Origin of the sequence: Asticcacaulis solisilvae (genome assembly GCF_017875235.1) — a bacterium.
Classification (GTDB): Bacteria; Pseudomonadota; Alphaproteobacteria; order Caulobacterales; family Caulobacteraceae; genus Asticcacaulis; species Asticcacaulis solisilvae_A.
Window position 1 is genome coordinate 13,589 of sequence record NZ_JAGGMI010000005.1, and the last position, 17,553, is coordinate 31,141.

The window sequence follows — 17,553 nt, forward strand, 5'->3', positions numbered from 1 at the left end:
TTTCGTATTGAGGCGGGCATAATCCTATGAATTCCAACGCAAAAATTCTCCTGGTGGACGACGAAGCTGAAATTCGCAGCATGCTCGGCATCTTCCTGAGCGTGGAGGATTTCGAGATCGTCGAGGCCGACAGCGGCAAGTCCGCCCTGCGCCAGGTCATCTCAAGCAAGCCGGACCTGATCGTGCTCGATCTCGGCCTGCCGGAAATGGACGGCCAGGAGGTCATCACCGCCGTGCGCCAGTTCTCGAACACGCCCATCGTCGTCCTGACCGCGCGCGCCGACGACCGGGAAGTTGTTACGGCCCTGAACGCGGGCGCTGACGATTATGTGACCAAGCCCTTCCGCGCCGAGGTCCTGCTGGCGCGCATCCAGGCCAACCTGCGCCAGCGCAAGGTCGAGGCCGAGCCCGAGGGCATCGACAACGGTCCTATTGCCATCGACCTGATGCGCCACGAAGTCCGGATCAATGGCGAACTGGTGCCGTTCACGCCCAAGGAGTTCGCCCTGCTGGAATTCTTCGTGCGCAACAAGGGCAAGATGCTGACGCACAAGCAGATCCTGCGCGAGGTGTGGGGCCCGACCCACGTCGACGACACCCAGTACCTGCGCGTCTATATCGGCCAGGTCCGCGAGAAGCTGGAACGCGCCGCCGGCCTCGGCCAGAGCATCACCTCGGAATCCGGTATCGGCTACCGCATGGAAGCCTTGTCGACCGGCGCCGCAGCAGTAGCGGCGGAATAGGCACCGCCGCCATTGCATCACATTGCGCACAAACGATATTTCCATCTTATCGTTTGTGCGTAATGCTGTGTCATGGCCTCCAAAAGCACGCTGAACCAGAAAAACCTCGAAGCGCTGGGCGCGGAACGTCTCGCCGCCCTGCTGATTGAAATCAGCGAAGGCAACGCCAACCAGAAACGACGCCTGCGCATGGAACTGGCGGGGGTCGAAAGCCCGGCCAAGCTGGTCAATGAAATCCGCAAACGCCTGACATCGATTGGCGCCGCCACCAACAACATCGGCTGGCGCAGCCTTAAAGCGTTCAAGGCTGACCTGTTGAGCCAGCGCAAGCTCATTACCGAACAGGTAGCCGTCGGCGCGCCCACGGAGGCGCTCGACCTGATGTGGCAGTTCATCTGCCTGGGGGGTTCGGTGCTGGAACGCACCACCGATACATCGGGCGAAGTCATCGAAATCTTCCGCCAGGCCGCCCACGACCAGGGCGGGATCGCCATCCGGGCGGAAGCGTCACGCGATGCCCTGCTTAAACCCCTGACGGAGGCCATCCTGGCCAATGGCTATGGCCAGAGCGACACCCTGATCGGCGACCTGGCGCCGCGCCTCGGTAAGGAGGGACTGGAGCAGTTGCGCGTCAGGCTCCTGGCGTCGGCGAAGGAACCCGAACCGCGCAAGGTCGTCAAGACGCGCAGGATTTCACGCTGGCGACGCCAGAAGCTGGAGCGCAGCACGGTGGCGCGCCGCAACCGCGCGCAGATTCTACACCAGGCGCAACTGGATATCGCAGACGCCCTGGGCGACGCCGATGCCTATATGGCCCTGCAGTCCGACCTGCGTTCACCGGCGACAGCGGCGAAGGTCGCAGAGCGTCTGCTGGCGGCCGGGCGCGCGGGCGAAGCCCTGGCTTTGCTCGATAATGTCAAGGCGGGACTGCGCGAAGTGCGGCCACGCGAATGGACCCTGGCGCGCATCCAGGCACTGGAAACCCTGGGCCACGGTGCGGATGCCCAGGTGGCGCGTCTCGATGCCTTTCACCAGTCGCTCAATCCGGAATTCTTGCGCGCCTACCTCAAGCGCCTGCCCGATTTCGACGATATCGAAGCCGAGGACGAAGCGCTCGATTTCGTCGCGGGGACGGCCGACGCGAACAAGGCGCTCGATTTCCTGATCAGCTGGCCGGCGCTTGAGCGCGCCGCGCGGTTCGTCATTGACCGCATCGCCGGGATCGACGGCGGTGACGACGAGATTCCGACCATCGCCGCCGAAAAGCTGGCGGCGCGCTATCCTCTGGCGGCGGTCTTATTGCTGCGGAAGATGGTCGAAGCCACGCTGAACAATAGCCGGTCGATCGACTATGAGCTCGCCGCCGATCGTTTGAGCGAAGCCGAAAAGCTCAGTGCCGGGATCGACGATTTCAAGGGGTTCGCGGATTCCGCGACCTATATGCGCCAGCTGAAAGCTCAGCACGTCCGCAAAACAGAGTTCTGGGAAGCGGTCTGATTTTTAGCGCGCTTTTTTACCCAAAAACCGCTTCACACTTTTGAAAGCCCTACAGGTTGGACTGCAACCAGTTGATCACGCGCTGGATGATGCCGCCCTGGCTGGTCGTCGGCGCGTCTTTGGGGCCAATCTTGGCCGTCATGATGCGGCGAACCTGGACCACATCGCGCGGGCCGTAAAGCGTGCGCAGGATGACGCCCGCCGCGGCCGCGAACGACGGGCCGGCCGCCGCGTCGCCCAGATGCGGCACGCGCATCGGCTTGCCCAGGCGCACAGGACGGTCGAAAACGCGCACGGCCAGTTCGCGCACTCCGGCCAATTGCGACGCCCCACCGGTCAGGACGATGCCCGCGCCGGGTTCGATCTGGACGCCCGACGCCTTGATCTTTTCGCGCAGAAGCTCGAAGGTCTCCTCGACGCGCGGAGCGATAATGCCCTTGAGGATCGAGCGCGGCACCACGATCGGGCCGCCGCCGCGATCGTCGCCGCGCGGCGGCGCTTCGACGGTTTCACGGTCTTCGTTCGACGAGGCGATCGCCGAGCCATGCAGGGTCTTGATGCGCTCGGCGCCGGCGATGGTCGTCGACAGGCCGCGCGCGATGTCGGCCGTGACGTGGCTGCCGCCAACATTCAGGCAGTCGACGTGGATCAGGGTGCCGTTGGCGAAGATGGCCGCGGTCGTCGACGACGCGCCCATGTCGATGCAAATGCAGCCCAGTTCCTTCTCGTCTTCTTCCAGCGCGGCGACGGCGGCGGCCAGCGGCGCCGATACGATGGCCTGGACTTCGAGATGGGCCAGGCCGACGCACTGCTGGATATTGTTGAAGACGTTCTCGTCGATGGTGACGACCAGCAGTTCCAGGCCAAGGTTACGGCCGTTCAGGCCGCGTGGATCGCGCACGCCGGCGTGGCTGTCGACGCTCCACGACACAGGCAGGAGGTGGATGGCGCGGCGGTTGGGAAAGCGAACCTGGGCCAGGGCGGAGGCAATGGCGCGGTTGAGGTCTTCGTCGGTAATCGGCTTCAGACCCAGCGACACGGAGGCCGACACGCGGTGCGACGCCGTCTGCGCGCCCGGGATGGCGACACGCACGCCCTGGATCGAGACATTGGCCATGGCTTCGGCGCGTTCGACCGCCTGGGCGATCGCCTGGGAGGCAGCCTCCATGTCGATGATGGCGCCGGCGCGGATACCCTTGGACTGCACATAGCCGACCCCGGCGACGCGGATAGACTGGTCCGACTGGCGCGCGCCTTCGGGGCGCATGATGAAGCAGCCGATCTTCGAAGCCCCCAGGTCCAGCGACGCGATCAGGCCAGACGACACGACCGGACGGACGGCTGCATCGGCCATGGCGGGACGGCCGGAGGCGGAGGCCCCTTTGGTTGCCTGCAACTTGGCGTTCTGGCGGTCTTCGTAACGGGACATGAGCGGATACTTTAGAGTGCGGTCAGGTTTGCGGGATGGGACGGGAAACCAGCGGGACGACCTGTAACGCGGTCGGATCCAGCAGGTCGATTTCGGCAAAGCCCTGGTCAAGCACGCGGCGCTCGGCGATCAGAACGTCAAGGCGCGCCATGGCGTCGTCCTGGTTCAGGGCCGGCAGCTTGACGATGGTGCCGTTCTTGAGGTGGATGTCCCAGCGGCGCGTATCGACGCGCACCAGGGCATAGGTCTTCTGCATCAGGCCGGGACGCGCGTTCATCAGTTCCAGGATGGCGGCGGCCTGTTCGTTGGCGCCTTCGCCGACGACGAGCGGCAAGTTGACGAAGTTGGTGGCGCGCGCTTCCGGGATGATCTGGCCCTGGTCATCGACCACCATGCTCTTGCCCTTGTATTGCCAGACGGCCAAGCGCGGACGTTCGACTACGGTGATGACCAGCAGGCCGGGCAACTGACGGCGGACAGAGACCTGCCGGACCCAGCCGACGCTCTCGACTGACTTCTGCACGGCGGTCAGGTCCATCAGGGCCAGCGGGTCGCCGCGCTTCATGTCCAAAGCACGCTGGATGTCGGGGGCCGCCGCATCGGACACGCCTTCCAGGCGGACGTGCTGGAGGTTCATGCCCAGGGCCGCCAGGCGGCCGTCGGCGAAGCGGGTCAGGCCCTGCCCCAGGGCGGTGGCGCGGCCGCCGGTCATCAGCACGACGGCCAGCAGGCTCACGACCATGATGACGGAAAACCAGGCGGTGACTTCGTTCGGGATCGGCACCGAGCCGATGATGGCGCGCTTGCCGCCGGGCGCGGCGCCCTTGCGCGCAGCCCCCCTTCCTTTCGGTGCACCCTTGCCCTGGCTTGCCTTCGGCGCCGCCTCGGGTTTCGATGCTTGTCGTCTGCCACCACGCACGACAGCCGGCATAGTCGGATCTCCACATCACGTCACAGAAAGGCTTCGCATTCCGCAAAGCCGTTACAGGGTGTCACGGGAGCACCGCGCCGCCGGACGGCAGCGAACGTTGCGTTCTCATGACCCCTGAAAGTTAGAGACCCATAAAAACCCCAACGTCCTTAACAATGTCATAACAAACGGCGATTCGTTTAACCGTACAGCAGAAACAAAAAGAACGTATCCATCTGTATTTTAATGCTTTTGCCTCGTCTTTAGCGATCTAAAAGAAATTGCCGCATTAAGAATTCTACAGTTGGCCCCGCCCACCACTCGCTCTGCTCGTGGTCCCCTCCCCATTCATGGGATAAGCGCCGCAAAAGTATAGCTTTCGCAAGCGCAGGGACCGCCGAAGGCGGTTGACGGGGGCCTACATGGGCAGGTTCAAGCCCAGAAGCCCGTTCGTCACTCACAAACAAAAACGGGCAGGGTTTCCCCTGCCCGTTTCGCATCATGTCGCGTGGATCAGATCCTGATCGCGACGCTTTCGGCCGCGACCGGCTCCGTTTCCGGCACCGCCAGGTTCGAGCTGAGCTCAACAGCCACACCCGTGGTCTCGTCACGCTTGATCTCCTCGCCGTTCAGCACCTTGGCGATCTCGTCGCCCGTCAGGGTTTCGAGCTCGAGCAGGGTCTTGGCCAGGCGGTGCAGGCCGTCATGGTTTTCCTGCAGGATGCGCTTGGCTTCGTCGTAGCCGCCCTTGACCAGGCGCTTGATCTCTTCGTCGATTTTCTGCGCCGTGGCCTCCGACGTATCGCGGCCCAGGGCGCCGTATTCGTCCTCGGAGTCCTTGTAGTTCACCAGGCCCAGCTCATCCGAATAGCCCCAGCGCGTCACCATCGCTTTCGCAAGGCGGGTCGCCTGCTGGATGTCGGATGAGGCACCCGACGTAATCTTTTCCTTGCCGAAGATCAGTTCTTCGGCGACGCGGCCGGCCATCAAGATGGCGAGGCGAGAGGTCATCTGGACGAAGTTCTGCGAGTAGCGGTCGCCTTCCGGCAACTGCATGACCATGCCGAGCGCACGGCCGCGCGGAATGATGGTCGCCTTGTGGACCGGGTCGGCCTCGGGCGCCTTGAGGGCGACGATGGCGTGGCCGCCTTCGTGATAGGCCGTCAGCTTCTTTTCTTCTTCCGACATGGCCATGGAGCGGCGTTCCGCCCCCATCAGCACCTTGTCCTTGGCGTCTTCGAAGTCGCGCATGGTGACCAGCTTGCGATCCTTGCGCGCCGCCATAAGCGCCGCTTCGTTGACCAGGTTGGCGAGGTCAGCGCCTGAGAAGCCTGGCGTGCCGCGCGCAATGACCTTTACATTGACGTCAACGGCCAGCGGCACATTCTTCATGTGTACGCGCAGGATCGATTCACGGCCGGTCAGATCAGGGTTCGGCACGGTCACCTGGCGGTCGAAGCGGCCCGGACGCAGCAGGGCCGAGTCCAGAACGTCCGGACGGTTGGTGGCGGCGATCATGATGATGCCTTCATTGGCCTCGAAGCCGTCCATCTCGACCAGCAGTTGGTTCAGAGTCTGTTCGCGTTCATCGTTACCGCCACCGTGACCGGCGCCGCGATGGCGGCCGACGGCGTCGATTTCGTCGATGAAGATGATGCACGGTGCATTCTTCTTGGCCTGGTCGAACATGTCACGGACGCGCGAGGCGCCGACACCGACGAACATTTCCACGAAGTCCGAGCCCGAGATCGAGAAGAAGGGCACGCCCGCCTCACCGGCGACTGCTCGCGCCAGCAGGGTCTTGCCGGTCCCCGGAGGGCCGACCAGCAAAGCGCCTTTCGGAATCTTGCCGCCCAGCTTCTGGAACTTCGACGGGTCCTTCAGGAAGTCGACGACCTCCTGCAGTTCTTCCTTGGCTTCGTCGACACCGGCGACGTCCTGGAAGGTGACGCGGTTCTTGTGCTCGGTCAAAAGCCGCGCCTTGGACTTGCCGAAGCCCATGGCGCCGCGCCCGCCGCCCTGCATCTGGCGCATGAAGAAGATCCAGATGGCGATGATCAGGATGACCGGCAACAGCGTGGTGATGATCGTCATCAGCAGCGGCGTACGGTTCGACTGGAAGGTCGTCTTGACGCCCTTGGCGTCCAGAGCGTTCTGCAGCGGCGCGGAGCCCATGAGCGGCGGCAGGGTCGCCTTGAAACGCGTCTTGCCGTCGATCAGCACGCCGGTGGCTTCGTCGTTGTGAATTTCGATTTCGCGCACCTGGCCGGCATTCACCTTGGCCAGCAGATCGGAATAGATCATCGTCTGCGGCGCCGCGCCGGTCAGGGAGGAGCCCCCCTTCATCTGGGACTGCATCACGACGTACAGCCCGATCAAGAGGGCCAGGACGATGCCGATGATCGTGATGGAACGCATATTCATGCCGGTTCATTCCTCGAAAACGGTCGCGTAGGCAACGCGCCCGCAGGCCTCAAAAACAGTCGCGTGGAGCACGCGCCGGTTGCTTGTTTCCGCCCCGCTTCCGCCCGCTTATCACGGTGGCCGGTAAAGGAGCGATACACACTTCAATCACACCATATAGGGAGCATCTGTAAACATTGCTACAGCGGTTTTTCCCGCATTCGGGAACAATCGCTTTCGCAGGCGAAGACACCGCAGGCGGCCAGAAAACGCGGCATGACCCAACAAGCAAGCTTTATGCCGCTTGCAGCCGTGTCGTCCGTATGAAGAGGAATTGGCAACACAGGCGAAGTCCCGCCGTCGGAAACGGCAGGCAAGGCGCCGCGAAGCGCCGCCGGCAGGGCCAGCAGAGCGTTCCGGTCCACATCGGTCAAGGAGGGGCGGACCTGGGCCGAGGGTTGGACGGTTGCTTCCCGTCCCGTCAGAATCTCAAAACGGCCATCCCACATGACCGGATGTCCGGCCTCGACACAGACCGGATCGGCCCTGCAGCGTTCCAGCTCGCCGGCCTCGCGTATCATCGTGATCCTGCCACCGCCGCGATGGACACGCGCGCCTCCTAAAGTCGCTGTCGCTTCCGGCGTCAGGTCCCGGCGCAGGCGGTCGAGACTGTCGCGCCGTGGCAGCCTGTCGCCGCCGCCGGCGCTGACGACCGCCGCCGCCAGCCGGTGGCGCGCCACCGCGTCCGGCAGGGCGTCGAAGACTTCGGCATCAAATGTAATGGCGCCAAGATCGCCAAAACCGTCATCCACCAGCAGATGCGGCAGGTCCTGGCACAGCCGGACCGGCTGCAGAAACAGGCCGAGCGTCGGGCTGACCAGGACCTGCCCCTCAAGCGCCTTGCGCGCCCGCGCCCTTGCCGACGCCATGTTTTCATTGGCCGGATCCTCGATCCAGCTCACGCCGCGTAATTTGAGAAAGTCGCGTAATTCCGCCCGGCGCTTGCCAATAAAGGGGCGGAAAAGGAACACACCACGGCCTTCCGGCCATACCGGCGACGGCGCCCAAAGCGCTGGCGGGCCAACATTCGATCCTTCCTCGGCCATGACGAGCGCCTCGGCGATGTCGTCGTGGGTGTGCGCCAGGCAGATGACCGTTACGCCCTTCGCGCGCGCGGCGTCGGCCAGAAGCCGGTGGCGCGCCATACGCGCCTTGGCCGACAGGCCGGTCCTGGGTTTCTCTCCGGTCCATTCGAGCGCGGTGAAACCAGCGCCAACGCTTTGCGCATGGCGCGCCACGCCTTCGATCCAGCGGCGGCTGTCGGGATTCAGCCCATGATCGACCGAGAAGACTTCCAGCGGCCGGCGGCCCCACAGGGCCAGAGCATGCAGCAGCGCCACCGAATCGCCACCTCCGGAAACGGCAACGCCGACCGGGTGGTCGGCGGGTCCGTCAAGATAGGTCTCGAAAATCGCGAAGGCGTCGTCCAGGCTGGCCGTCAGGCCTTGCATTTCGCCCGGACTTTCAGCGTCTTCGCCTGGGCCTTGCTCTCGGCCGTCGCTGCCTTGGCATAGAGCTTGTCGAACTGGGCAAGGGTCGCGCAGGCATCACTGGGGCGGTTGGTATCTGTAAGCGTTCCGGCCAGGTTGACAGTAGCTTCGGGCGCCCAGGCGGCCTTGGGCCAGCCCTTCAGCGCCGTCGCATAGGCCGCGATGGCGCCCTGGTTGTCCTGCTTCTTCGCGCGGATTTGGCCCAGGCGGAACCAGGCTTCGGGCAGTTGCGAGGCTTCGGGCCACGTCGTGGTGAAACCTTCGAAGGCGCGCTCTGCGTCGTCGATCTGACCGGACGTCATCATGTTGTAGGCGCGTTCGAAGTCAGCCTGCGCGTCACCGAGCGTCGGCGGCGGCGGCGGTGGCGGCGCCAGGGCGGCGTCGATGTCCTTGATATGCGCGTCATTGAGATCAACGCGCTTGGTCAGGGTATCGATACGCGCCGTCAGGGCCGAAATCTGTTCGAGCAACTGGCGGTTCTGGAATTGCGATTCCTCAAGCTGGCCGGTCAGGCGGGTCAGGCCGCCATTCTGCTCCTCGACCTTGCGCGACAGGATGTCGACGGTCGCCTGCAGGGCCACCACCTCGGGGTCCGGCTCGATCAGGATCGGCGGATTGGGCGCCTTGCCTTCCAAGCGGGCGATGGTGCGTTGCAGCTTGCGGACATTGCGGTCGAGCTTCTGCAGCTTCTTGGCGTCCCAGACCTCATTGTCGGTCGGACGCATGGTGGGGTCGTCCTCATCGTCATCGGTGCTGAACAGCTGCGCGTGCGCCGTTGACGGCGACACCAGCGCGGCCGTGCCCGCACCCAATGACAAGACCAGCGCCAGGCCGGTCAAACCCGCGGCGACGTGTGTCCGCCAACCCGCTGCAAACTGTTTACGGCAACGATACTCTGTCATGGAACCTCTTCCCCGCCCGTAACACGAGAAAAGCGCCGACCGGAGCCGGCGCAATACAGTGCTTAGCTAAACACCATAGTCGGGCTGAATTAAGACGTAAACGCCTAATTCAACCCGATTTTCGGAAGTCTTACTGCGCGGCCGACAGTGTGTCGTTCTTGACCCAGCCGATATTGTCGTTGTCGTCGGCGACCTGCCACCAGATGCCGTTCTTTTCGCCTGTCGGATAAAGGGTCAGGCCAACCGGCAGGGCGCGCACGACGGCGCCCTTGGGGTCGGGCGTCTTGCGCAGGGTCGTCGCCGTCTGGACGGTGAAGCTGCGCGACGGCGCCGCCGCCTTGCCGCCGATTTCGATACCGCCCAGGCTATTGACCATCTCGCCATAGGCAACGATGAAGGCCTGGGTGACGATGCGGCCGACCTCGGTGTCCTCATAACCGCCGCCGACCGCGCCGGCAAAGCCCAGGCCGCCGCCGGCACCCCAGCTCAAGTCGTTCTTGGCCGCGTGGCCTTCGAAGGCATTCGATTCCGAGGTGCGGACGTCTGTCAGCGACAGGACGACGTCGGCTTCAAGCTTCTTGGTGCGGAAGCCGCCGATCACCGCCCCGGCCTTGCCACCGACGAGGCCGCCGATCAGGCCCGCGGCGCCACCGCCGCCGGTGTTGGAATCGGCGCTGCCGACTTCGGCGACCAGCACGAAGTCCGCCGCCTTGATCTGCCCCTTGCCGACGTTCGAGCCGCGCTGCAGGCCGAGATTCTGGTTCAGCTCGCGCTCCCTGGCCGCCGCGTTCATGCCCGCGCCGCGGTCGACCAGGCTGAAGCAGCCTGACTTCTGCACGATAACCTTCAGCAGCTTTTGCGGCGGAGCCAGGCTGTTCTGCGTCCAGCCGCTATTGTCATCGCCATCGACGATCGAAATGGTGCCGAGCTTTTGCGAGCATTTCGGGATTTCGGACAGCATCTTGTCCTGGGTCTGCTGGACCTTGGAGGCCTTGGCCTGGGCGAATACGGCCGGCGCGGCCATCAGCGCCGAGACGGCGACGCCCGCCGCCAGCACGCGCGAAAACAGTTTAAGAGTGGTCATGCGGTATCTCCCCGATGAAATAGGCTGAGACGCGCAAAGACAGCGGTTGCCCCCCGCTTATTGACATGTCTCGACAAAAAACGCTGGGTTACTGAAAGTTTGGTCGGGCGCGCCGATACGGACTGCGCAAACGAAATCAGGCCTCGCACGTTAACCGTGGGAGGCCTGATCCGCAACCGGAAAAACGGTTTAAAGCTTAGCGCGCGCCCGAGGTCAGCGAGGTATGCGCGTTACGGTTCTGCGCCCAGGCATCCTCATCCGAACCAGGGTTCAGCGGGTTTTCCTTGCCGTACGAAATCGTCGAGATGCGGGCCGGAGCCACGCCCTTGGAGATCAGGAACTCCGACACCGATTCGGCGCGGCGGGCGCCCAGGGCGAAGTTGTATTCACGCGTGCCGCGTTCGTCGGCGCTGCCTTCGATGCGGATCTTGACGCCCGGATAGCGGTTCAGCCACGCGGCCTGCGCGGCCAGCACGCCCTGCGCATCGGCGCGCAACGACGACTGGTCGGTATCGAAATAGACGCGGTCGCCGACATTGACGACGAAGTCCTGCTGCGAGCCCGGCAGGATACCGGTCTGGACAGGCTGGGTCGGAGCCGGTTGCGGCTGCGGCGCCGGAGCCGTCGCGACCGGCGGCGGGGTCGGCGTGGGCTCGACGGGCTTCGGCTTGTCCGAGCAGGCAGCAACGGATGTCAGCACAAAGGCCACAAGGGCTGTTTTCACAACGGTTTTGGTCTTGATCGACATAAATCCACCTCTCTCACCAGGTCGAACCTTTATGCGGTTCTATTGCATAATTTTTGTGACTTTAACGTTCACAAAAAGCGTTAATGTTTACCTTCATATGCCCTGCCGGTTTTGTCAAACACAAGTGTTAATTTCAACTATCCGGGCAAACGCTTCATAAAAACGCGAGATTTTCCTACTTCAGACGCGGCGACCACGCCGGGTCCGAGGCGCCGCCGTGATAGGGCACCGGCCGCTCGATCCGGCCCGACGCCTCGACCGTCCACAGGGACGGCGTACCGCCCGGCGGCTCGCGGAAGAACATGATGTAGCGGCCGTTCGGCGCCCAGGTCGGGCCCTCTTCCAGGTAGGACGAGGTCAAAAGCTTTTCGCCGCCGCCATTGGGGTTCATGACGCCGATGGAGAAGCGGCCGCCCGACTGCTTGGTAAAGGCGATCATATCGCCCTTGGGACTGAAGACCGGCGTCGAATAGGCGCCGCCGCCAAAGGTCAGGCGGCGCACATTCGAACCATCGGCGTTCATGACGTAAATCTGCGGCGAGCCGCCCCGGTCCGAGGTAAAGGCGATGCGGCTGCCGTCGGGCGAGAAGGACGGCGACGTATCGATCGAGCCATCGCGCGTCAGGCGCGTCGTCTGACGCGAGCCGAGGTCCATCGTATAGATGTCGGAATTGCCGCCCTGCGTAACGGTAAAGGCCAGCTTGGAACCATCGGGCGAGAAGCGCGGCGCGAACACCATGCCGCGGAAGTCGCCGACCGTTTCCTGGCGGCCGGTTTCGATATTGAAGATGTAGATGCGCGCGCGGTCGGCGCTCAGCGACATGTAGACGACTTCCTGGCTGTCGGCCGAGAAGCGCGGCGTCATCACCTTGGTCGAGCCGTCGGTCAGATAGGAGGGGTTGGCCGCGTCCTGGTCCATGATGGCCAGGCGCTTGACCCGGTTGCCGCGCTTGCCGCTTTCGGCGACGAAGACGACGCGCGTATCGAAATAACCTTCTTCTCCGGTCAGGCGCTCATAGATGGCGTCGGCGATCTTGTGCGCCACACGCCGCCAGTTTTCCGGCGTCGCCGTCATCGACTGGCCCAGCAACTGGTTGGTCCCAAAGACATCCCACAGGCGGAAATCAACGGTCAGGCGGCCATCGGCGTCAGTGAAGGCACGGCCGTTGGACAGGTACTGGGCATTGATGGTCCGCCAGTTATCGAAATTCGGCTGGACGTTGACGTCGGCTTCGTGCGCGATAAAGGCGTTGGGATCGATCGGCTTGAAGAAGCCCGAACGTTCCAGGTCGGCCGAAATCACCTTGGATATCTGCGCGCCGATATTGTTGCCGGAGGCATCGGCGCCGGAATTGATATCGATGGCGATCGGCAGGGGCTGGATATTGCCCTGGTCCACGGTGCCGCGCAGAGCGGTTTGCGCAAGAGCCTCAGGCGCCATGGCCAGACCCGCCAATCCCATGCCCGACACCAGCAAACCGCGCTTGGTCAGGTCAAATGGTCCGTTGGCTGTCTTACGCATGAGAGCTCCTTTTTTTATTCTGGCGTTCTATCGATCGTACGTAACGGATTCCGTCTTAATCCGCATTGAGTGCATTTTTATGGCGAGTTCTGCAATTTTGCACAGATGCGGTTTAACCGCCGCAGACCTTTCTTCCGTCGAAGACGATTTCCAGAGGCTGATTGTACAGCTCCTTGGGTAGATCGTCGTAAAGCTCGCCGCGCTTGACCGCGCTCATGGCGCGCGAAGCGGCCGCCTGCCAGATTGGATCGTTGCGACGATTGGCCCATTCCGGCCCCTTGATCACCCGGCCGTTGGGCGAGATGGTGAAGTGGATTTCCGGGCTGACCAGCTTCGCGCCCGGCACATCGCAGTTCGGGTTCCACAAGTTCGACAGCTTGTTGATCAGCGCCGTTAAGGCGGCCTGCGTGCCGGCGTCGGCCGGCGCGGTGCCCTGGTTCGAACGGCCGTCGGTGCGGCGGGTATTGGCCTGGGCGGGCTTTTTGCTGGTCGACCGCGAAGGCGCCGCGGCCAGTCGTGACAACAGATCGTCAGCCGCCGAGGTCTTGGGCTTGGTCTGCTTGGGCGGTTCCGGCTTCTTTACACCCTTGGGATCAGGCTTCGGCTTTTCGACCGGCTTGGGCTCAGGCTTCTTTTCCGGTTTGGGCTCCGGCTTGGGCGCCGCCGGCTTCTGCGGCGTCGGCACAGGCAGTTTCGGCGCGGGTTCCGGCTTGGGTTCGACTACAGGCTCAGGCGGCGCGGGTTCCGGCTCGGGCGTCTTGACCGCCTGTTCGTCGACCGGCGCCTCGGCCTGCTCGCGCATCGGCACTTGAGAGACAAGCTCGATCGGCACGCTGGCGATCGTCAGCGGCGGGGGCGCGGTCTTCCAGCTCACATAGGCAAGCGCAAATATGCCGGCGTGCAGCGCAAGAGACAAAACAAGGGCGGTGTTGAACCGTTTCATGTCTTACCGGGTTGCCGCTGCCGCGCTCGAGGAGGCCGCCGATTGGCCACCCATCGTTTCCGTCAGGAGGTTGATCTTCACAAAGCCCGACTTCGACAGCCGGCCCATGACCTGGGCGACCGTCTCCCAGGTCGCGGCACCCGCGCCCCGGACATAGATCGGCTTAGAGGTGTCACCGCCGGTGATGGCCAGAAGACGCGGCGCCAGCTCGTCATAACTGGCCTCATCGTCCATGACGTAGATCTTGCCTTGCGCGTCCACCGACACGGTGACCGGATCGCCTTCGTCCTTGAGCGCGGCGGCCTCGGTCTTGGGCAGGTCGATCTTGATGCCCGACGTCAGGAGCGGCGCCGAGATCATGAAGATAATCAAAAGCACCAGCATGACGTCAACCATCGGCGTGACGTTGATTTCGGCCAGAGCCGCGCGCTTGCCGCGCCGGCTGGAGCGGCGGCGTCCGCCGCCTCCGGATGTTGCGCCACCAAGGGCCATGGCAGCCTCCCCCTAGCTCGCGATCTTGTCGCCGACGCGGCGGGTCAGCGACACCATCAATTCGTCGGCGAAGCCTTCCATGCGGGCCACGAAACGGGCGATCTTGGTGTTGAACAGGTTGTAGCCGATATAGGCCGGAATAGCGGCGCCCAGGCCCAGGGCCGTGGCGAACAGCGCTTCGGAAATCGCCGGGGCGACGGTCGCCAGGTTGGTGTCACCTTGCGAGGCGATCGCGGAGAAGGCGTTCATGATGCCCCAGACCGTGCCGAACAGGCCGATGAAGGGCGAAGCGGTCGCGATAACGGCCAGCAGGCTCAGCCCCTGCTCCATGCTTTCGGCTTCGTTGGAGATGACGTGGTTCAGTTCGCGGTCGGCCTGGTTAAGGACGATATCGCCCTGGGCGCCCGACAGGCTGCGGCTCTTGTTGTCGCGCCACACGCGGGTGACGATGACCAGCAGCTTCTGGAACGGTTCCTTGGGATGGGTGCCCAGGGTCGCCGCGATATCATCGAGCGGACGGCCCGAAGCCAGAACGCCTTCGAAGCCGTCGGCCTCCTTGTTGACCTTGCCCAGCAGCATGACCTTCTGGATAATGACCGCCCAGGACCACAGGGAGCCGAGGACAAGCGCGATCATCACGGTCTTGATCACCCAGTCCGAGTGCATGAAGAGTTGAACAAAGTCCAAGCCGGCGGCGGTAGTCGTGGCTGCCATGAAGCGGTCCCCGATGTGGTTAATCCCTGAATAGGGCCACATTGCACCAGTTTTGACGACATTTCTATGGCGCAGGTGCGTTTTGTGCCCGGTTTTCAAGCGATATGCCGAAAAGTGTCAGCGGTTTTCGGCTCAATATCGCGCTAAGGCAAGTCTAACGGCGTTTTGGCAACAGTCTCTTCGATGACGGCGGACAGAGCCTTTGGCAGGCGGCGCGGCCTGTTTTTAAAGTCGATGCAGACGGCTGTGAAGTGCGCCTCGCACAAGAGGACGCCGTCACGTTCGATGCGCTGGTGCAGGAAGAACTGCGCCCCCTTCATGCCGGTAGGCCGTGACCGGACAAGCAGGATGTCGTCGATCTTCGCCGGCGCGCGATAGCGGATATCGATGTGCGCAACGGCAAAGGCCAGCGGTTCCGGCAGGGCCGCCAGTTCGGTATGGTGAATGCCGATCAGGCGCAGATAGTCCGAACGCCCGCGCTCGAAGAACTTCATATAGTTGGCGTAGTAGACGACACCGGAAAAGTCCGTGTCTTCGTAATAGACGCGCACCAGCAGGTGGTGTTCGCCATCGACGATCTGGCCGGACAGGGACTGGGAAGGTATTTGGGTCATACCGGCTTTTACGGCGCTTGGGCCAGGAAAATCAAGAAAGGCCGGCGTCCGGATGGCAAGCGTAAACGCTCAGTCCACATACCAAGGCCCCCGCCCACCGCCTTCGGCGGTCCCCCTCCCCATGAATGGGAAGGGCGAAAAGTAAACAGCCTCCGCTGGTTACTTTTGCAGCTTCAGGCATCGGCAGATATCACGGTCGTAAATCCTTCGCCCTTCCCATTCATGGGGAGGACCATCTGCGGAGCAGATGGTGGGCGGGGCCTCTTACCTAAGGCGTATCGCGATACCGGCAAACCTCATAGCGCATGCCTTTGCGCGCCACGGGGCCCTTATGCTCATACTGAAGGTAATAGCCGTCCGTGCCGTAGAAGGGCCAGAAGGGCAGTCCCTCCCCGTTCGGATCGCCGGTCTTGGCAAACCGCGCCCAATGCTCAAGCAGCGGCGGCCACTGACGCGCCGACTTTCCCTCCGGCCGGTGGTTGAACACAAAGGCCAGTTCCGAACCGTGATGGGCAGTCCCCCCGGACGCATCGACATCGAGTTGATAGAGCCAGGTGCCCTGGCCCGAGGCGTTGACCTGCCACGCCGTCCAGTCCGACGGACAACGCATCATCAGGTCGGTCGACAACTGCATGGCCGTGTCGCCCAGTACCGGATCGGGCTTGGCGCGCAGCTTGGTGTCGATGCCGTAAAAACTCAAAGCCTTCATGCGGTTCGGACCAAAGGCCTCATGGACCGTCGGATAGACGGCCGCGTCGCCGCCGTGCAGGCCCAGCTCCTGCGCCGAGGTACCGATGATCAGCGGCACCTTGGCTTGGTTGTGCGCGCGGAAAACCTCATAGGGCGACTTTGGCAGGACATGTCCGTCGACGACCGCCTGGAGCCATATGAAGCTGGCATCATCGACCGGCGGCCTGAGCTTGTCGGCCGCTTCCTGGAGCTGGATCCCGGGCGCTCGGCGCAGGTCCTCCAGCGCTTCGGCGCCGGCGGGTGCGCGCTCGCCGGCGCGCGGACTATATAGCCGCACCAGTTCGACACCCATGGCTTCGTTTTCGGCTAAGGTGCGCGGCGGCAAACCGAACTGCGGCGGTCCGCTCTGGATGATCGCCTTGTCGAACAGGCCTTCCGCCAGGGGCGAGGCCATCAGAAGCCCGACATCCTGCGCGCCGGCGCTGTGGCCAAACAGGGTGACATTGTCCGGGTCGCCCCCGAAGACGGCGATATTGTCGCGCACCCATTCCAGGGCGGCGATCTGGTCCATCAGGGCATAGTTCCCCGAAGCGCCCTCGCCCTCGGCCGTCAGGGCCGGGTGCGACAGGAAGCCGAACACGCCCAGCCGGTACTGGATCGACACCAGGACGACACCTTCGTCGACCAGGCCCGACATGACGGTCCCGGCCCCATTGCCGGCGCGGTTGGCGCCGCCATGGACAAAGACCATGACCGGCAGCGGCGCGTCGGGATGGATTTCCGGCGTGCGGATCTCGAGATAGAGGCAGTCCTCGGAACTGGTCTTCGCCATGTCGGCGTTCCAGCCATAGGGGACCTGGAGGCAAGCCGGCGCGCCTCGGGTCTCGAAGCGGACGCCGTTCCAGCTGAGCGGCGGCTGCGGCGGGGTCCAGCGCAGGTTGCCGACCGGCGGACGGGCAAAGGGCACGGCCTTGAAGACGACCGAGCCGTCATCCAGACGGTCGCCGCCGATAAGCCCGCCGGTCACCGGAAGTTCGACATCCGCTCTGGGGCCATGGACGACGGGCGGCGAGGCAATAGTGCCTTGCGGTTCGGCTTGGGTTTCTTCTCGCGTCTCGGGCGGATAGTCCTCGGCGCGCCAGCTCTTGACCGGGACCTTTTTCACGGCCGCCGCATTGCCCTTGAAGCTGCCGCGCCAGCGCTTGGACTGCGCATCGGCGCTCCCAACGACAAGGCACAGGGCGCCCGTCAGCAGAACAAGCTTCGATAATTTGGCCTTAGGGGTCATAGCCGGCTCCGGAGTCAATACGCC

General features: G+C 63.6%; 15 protein-coding genes. 2 read left to right on the forward strand and 13 right to left on the reverse strand.

Annotated elements, in window-relative coordinates; translation table 11 throughout:
* Positions 1-26: 26 nt before the first annotated feature.
* Together J2X24_RS09865 and J2X24_RS09870 are read left to right on the forward strand one after the other, a co-directional pair.
* Positions 27-743, forward strand: a complete 717-nt coding sequence (locus J2X24_RS09865) for a response regulator transcription factor (protein WP_209720365.1) — start codon at positions 27-29, stop codon at positions 741-743.
* A gap of 72 nt (positions 744-815) precedes the next feature.
* Positions 816-2,240, forward strand: a complete 1,425-nt coding sequence (locus J2X24_RS09870) for a DUF6880 family protein (RefSeq protein ID WP_209720368.1) — start codon at positions 816-818, stop codon at positions 2,238-2,240.
* 49 nt (positions 2,241-2,289) lie between these two features.
* Here J2X24_RS09870 and ftsA read toward each other — a convergent pair whose 3' ends face one another.
* From ftsA to J2X24_RS09935, 13 genes are all read right to left on the reverse strand, one after another.
* Entirely contained in the window at positions 2,290-3,669 is a 1,380-nt protein-coding gene (gene ftsA, locus J2X24_RS09875) for a cell division protein FtsA (protein ID WP_209720371.1), read from the reverse strand.
* A gap of 22 nt (positions 3,670-3,691) precedes the next feature.
* Positions 3,692-4,600 (reverse strand): cell division protein FtsQ/DivIB, encoded by a 909-nt coding sequence (locus tag J2X24_RS09880; RefSeq protein WP_209720374.1) that lies wholly within the window; start codon positions 4,598-4,600, stop codon positions 3,692-3,694.
* A gap of 492 nt (positions 4,601-5,092) precedes the next feature.
* A complete protein-coding gene (gene ftsH / locus J2X24_RS09885; RefSeq protein ID WP_209720377.1) occupies positions 5,093-7,003 on the reverse strand; it encodes an ATP-dependent zinc metalloprotease FtsH in 1,911 nt (636 codons plus the stop codon).
* 179 nt (positions 7,004-7,182) lie between these two features.
* Positions 7,183-8,493 (reverse strand): tRNA lysidine(34) synthetase TilS, encoded by a 1,311-nt coding sequence (tilS, locus tag J2X24_RS09890; protein ID WP_209720380.1) that lies wholly within the window; start codon positions 8,491-8,493, stop codon positions 7,183-7,185.
* A complete protein-coding gene (locus tag J2X24_RS09895) occupies positions 8,481-9,434 on the reverse strand; it encodes a tol-pal system YbgF family protein (RefSeq protein WP_209720383.1) in 954 nt (317 codons plus the stop codon). Before J2X24_RS09895 ends, tilS begins: the two co-directional genes overlap by 13 nt.
* A gap of 130 nt (positions 9,435-9,564) precedes the next feature.
* Entirely contained in the window at positions 9,565-10,518 is a 954-nt protein-coding gene (locus J2X24_RS09900; protein ID WP_209720386.1) for a CsgG/HfaB family protein, read from the reverse strand.
* A 196-nt stretch (positions 10,519-10,714) separates the two neighbouring features.
* The gene (gene pal, locus J2X24_RS09905; RefSeq protein WP_209720387.1) at positions 10,715-11,266 is read right to left on the reverse strand and encodes a peptidoglycan-associated lipoprotein Pal; all 552 of its coding nucleotides are present in this window, start codon (positions 11,264-11,266) and stop codon (positions 10,715-10,717) included.
* A 175-nt stretch (positions 11,267-11,441) separates the two neighbouring features.
* Positions 11,442-12,788, reverse strand: coding sequence for a Tol-Pal system beta propeller repeat protein TolB (tolB, locus tag J2X24_RS09910; RefSeq protein ID WP_209720390.1), 1,347 nt, complete (start codon positions 12,786-12,788; stop codon positions 11,442-11,444).
* Between the two features lie 112 nt (positions 12,789-12,900).
* Entirely contained in the window at positions 12,901-13,731 is an 831-nt protein-coding gene (locus tag J2X24_RS09915) for a hypothetical protein (protein WP_209720393.1), read from the reverse strand.
* 3 nt (positions 13,732-13,734) lie between these two features.
* Positions 13,735-14,223: an ExbD/TolR family protein gene (locus tag J2X24_RS09920; protein WP_209720396.1), complete on the reverse strand. Its 489-nt coding sequence runs from the start codon at positions 14,221-14,223 to the stop codon at positions 13,735-13,737.
* 12 nt (positions 14,224-14,235) lie between these two features.
* Complete coding sequence (gene tolQ / locus J2X24_RS09925; RefSeq protein WP_209720399.1) at positions 14,236-14,937, reverse strand: protein TolQ; 702 nt, start codon at positions 14,935-14,937, stop codon at positions 14,236-14,238.
* A gap of 143 nt (positions 14,938-15,080) precedes the next feature.
* Positions 15,081-15,551 carry a tol-pal system-associated acyl-CoA thioesterase gene (ybgC, locus tag J2X24_RS09930; RefSeq protein WP_209720403.1) on the reverse strand — a complete coding sequence of 157 codons (471 nt, stop codon included), beginning with the start codon at positions 15,549-15,551 and terminating at the stop codon, positions 15,081-15,083.
* 268 nt (positions 15,552-15,819) lie between these two features.
* Positions 15,820-17,529, reverse strand: a complete 1,710-nt coding sequence (locus J2X24_RS09935; RefSeq protein WP_209720405.1) for a carboxylesterase/lipase family protein — start codon at positions 17,527-17,529, stop codon at positions 15,820-15,822.
* Positions 17,530-17,553: the final 24 nt, after the last annotated feature.

What these genes read in the sequence shown, in the direction of transcription:
- J2X24_RS09880 (WP_209720374.1), bottom strand. Translation starts at nt 4,600, where the DNA reads ATGCCGGCTGTCGTGCGTGGTGGCAGACGACAAGCATCGAAACCCGAG.
- tolB (WP_209720390.1), bottom strand. Translation starts at nt 12,788, where the DNA reads ATGCGTAAGACAGCCAACGGACCATTTGACCTGACCAAGCGCGGTTTG.
- tolQ (WP_209720399.1), bottom strand. Translation starts at nt 14,937, where the DNA reads ATGGCAGCCACGACTACCGCCGCCGGCTTGGACTTTGTTCAACTCTTC.
- ftsA (WP_209720371.1), bottom strand. Translation starts at nt 3,669, where the DNA reads ATGTCCCGTTACGAAGACCGCCAGAACGCCAAGTTGCAGGCAACCAAA.
- J2X24_RS09865 (WP_209720365.1), top strand. Translation starts at nt 27, where the DNA reads ATGAATTCCAACGCAAAAATTCTCCTGGTGGACGACGAAGCTGAAATT.
- tilS (WP_209720380.1), bottom strand. Translation starts at nt 8,493, where the DNA reads ATGCAAGGCCTGACGGCCAGCCTGGACGACGCCTTCGCGATTTTCGAG.
- J2X24_RS09915 (WP_209720393.1), bottom strand. Translation starts at nt 13,731, where the DNA reads ATGAAACGGTTCAACACCGCCCTTGTTTTGTCTCTTGCGCTGCACGCC.
- J2X24_RS09870 (WP_209720368.1), top strand. Translation starts at nt 816, where the DNA reads ATGGCCTCCAAAAGCACGCTGAACCAGAAAAACCTCGAAGCGCTGGGC.
- J2X24_RS09920 (WP_209720396.1), bottom strand. Translation starts at nt 14,223, where the DNA reads ATGGCCCTTGGTGGCGCAACATCCGGAGGCGGCGGACGCCGCCGCTCC.
- ybgC (WP_209720403.1), bottom strand. Translation starts at nt 15,551, where the DNA reads ATGACCCAAATACCTTCCCAGTCCCTGTCCGGCCAGATCGTCGATGGC.
- J2X24_RS09900 (WP_209720386.1), bottom strand. Translation starts at nt 10,518, where the DNA reads ATGACCACTCTTAAACTGTTTTCGCGCGTGCTGGCGGCGGGCGTCGCC.
- pal (WP_209720387.1), bottom strand. Translation starts at nt 11,266, where the DNA reads ATGTCGATCAAGACCAAAACCGTTGTGAAAACAGCCCTTGTGGCCTTT.
- J2X24_RS09895 (WP_209720383.1), bottom strand. Translation starts at nt 9,434, where the DNA reads ATGACAGAGTATCGTTGCCGTAAACAGTTTGCAGCGGGTTGGCGGACA.
- ftsH (WP_209720377.1), bottom strand. Translation starts at nt 7,003, where the DNA reads ATGAATATGCGTTCCATCACGATCATCGGCATCGTCCTGGCCCTCTTG.
- J2X24_RS09935 (WP_209720405.1), bottom strand. Translation starts at nt 17,529, where the DNA reads ATGACCCCTAAGGCCAAATTATCGAAGCTTGTTCTGCTGACGGGCGCC.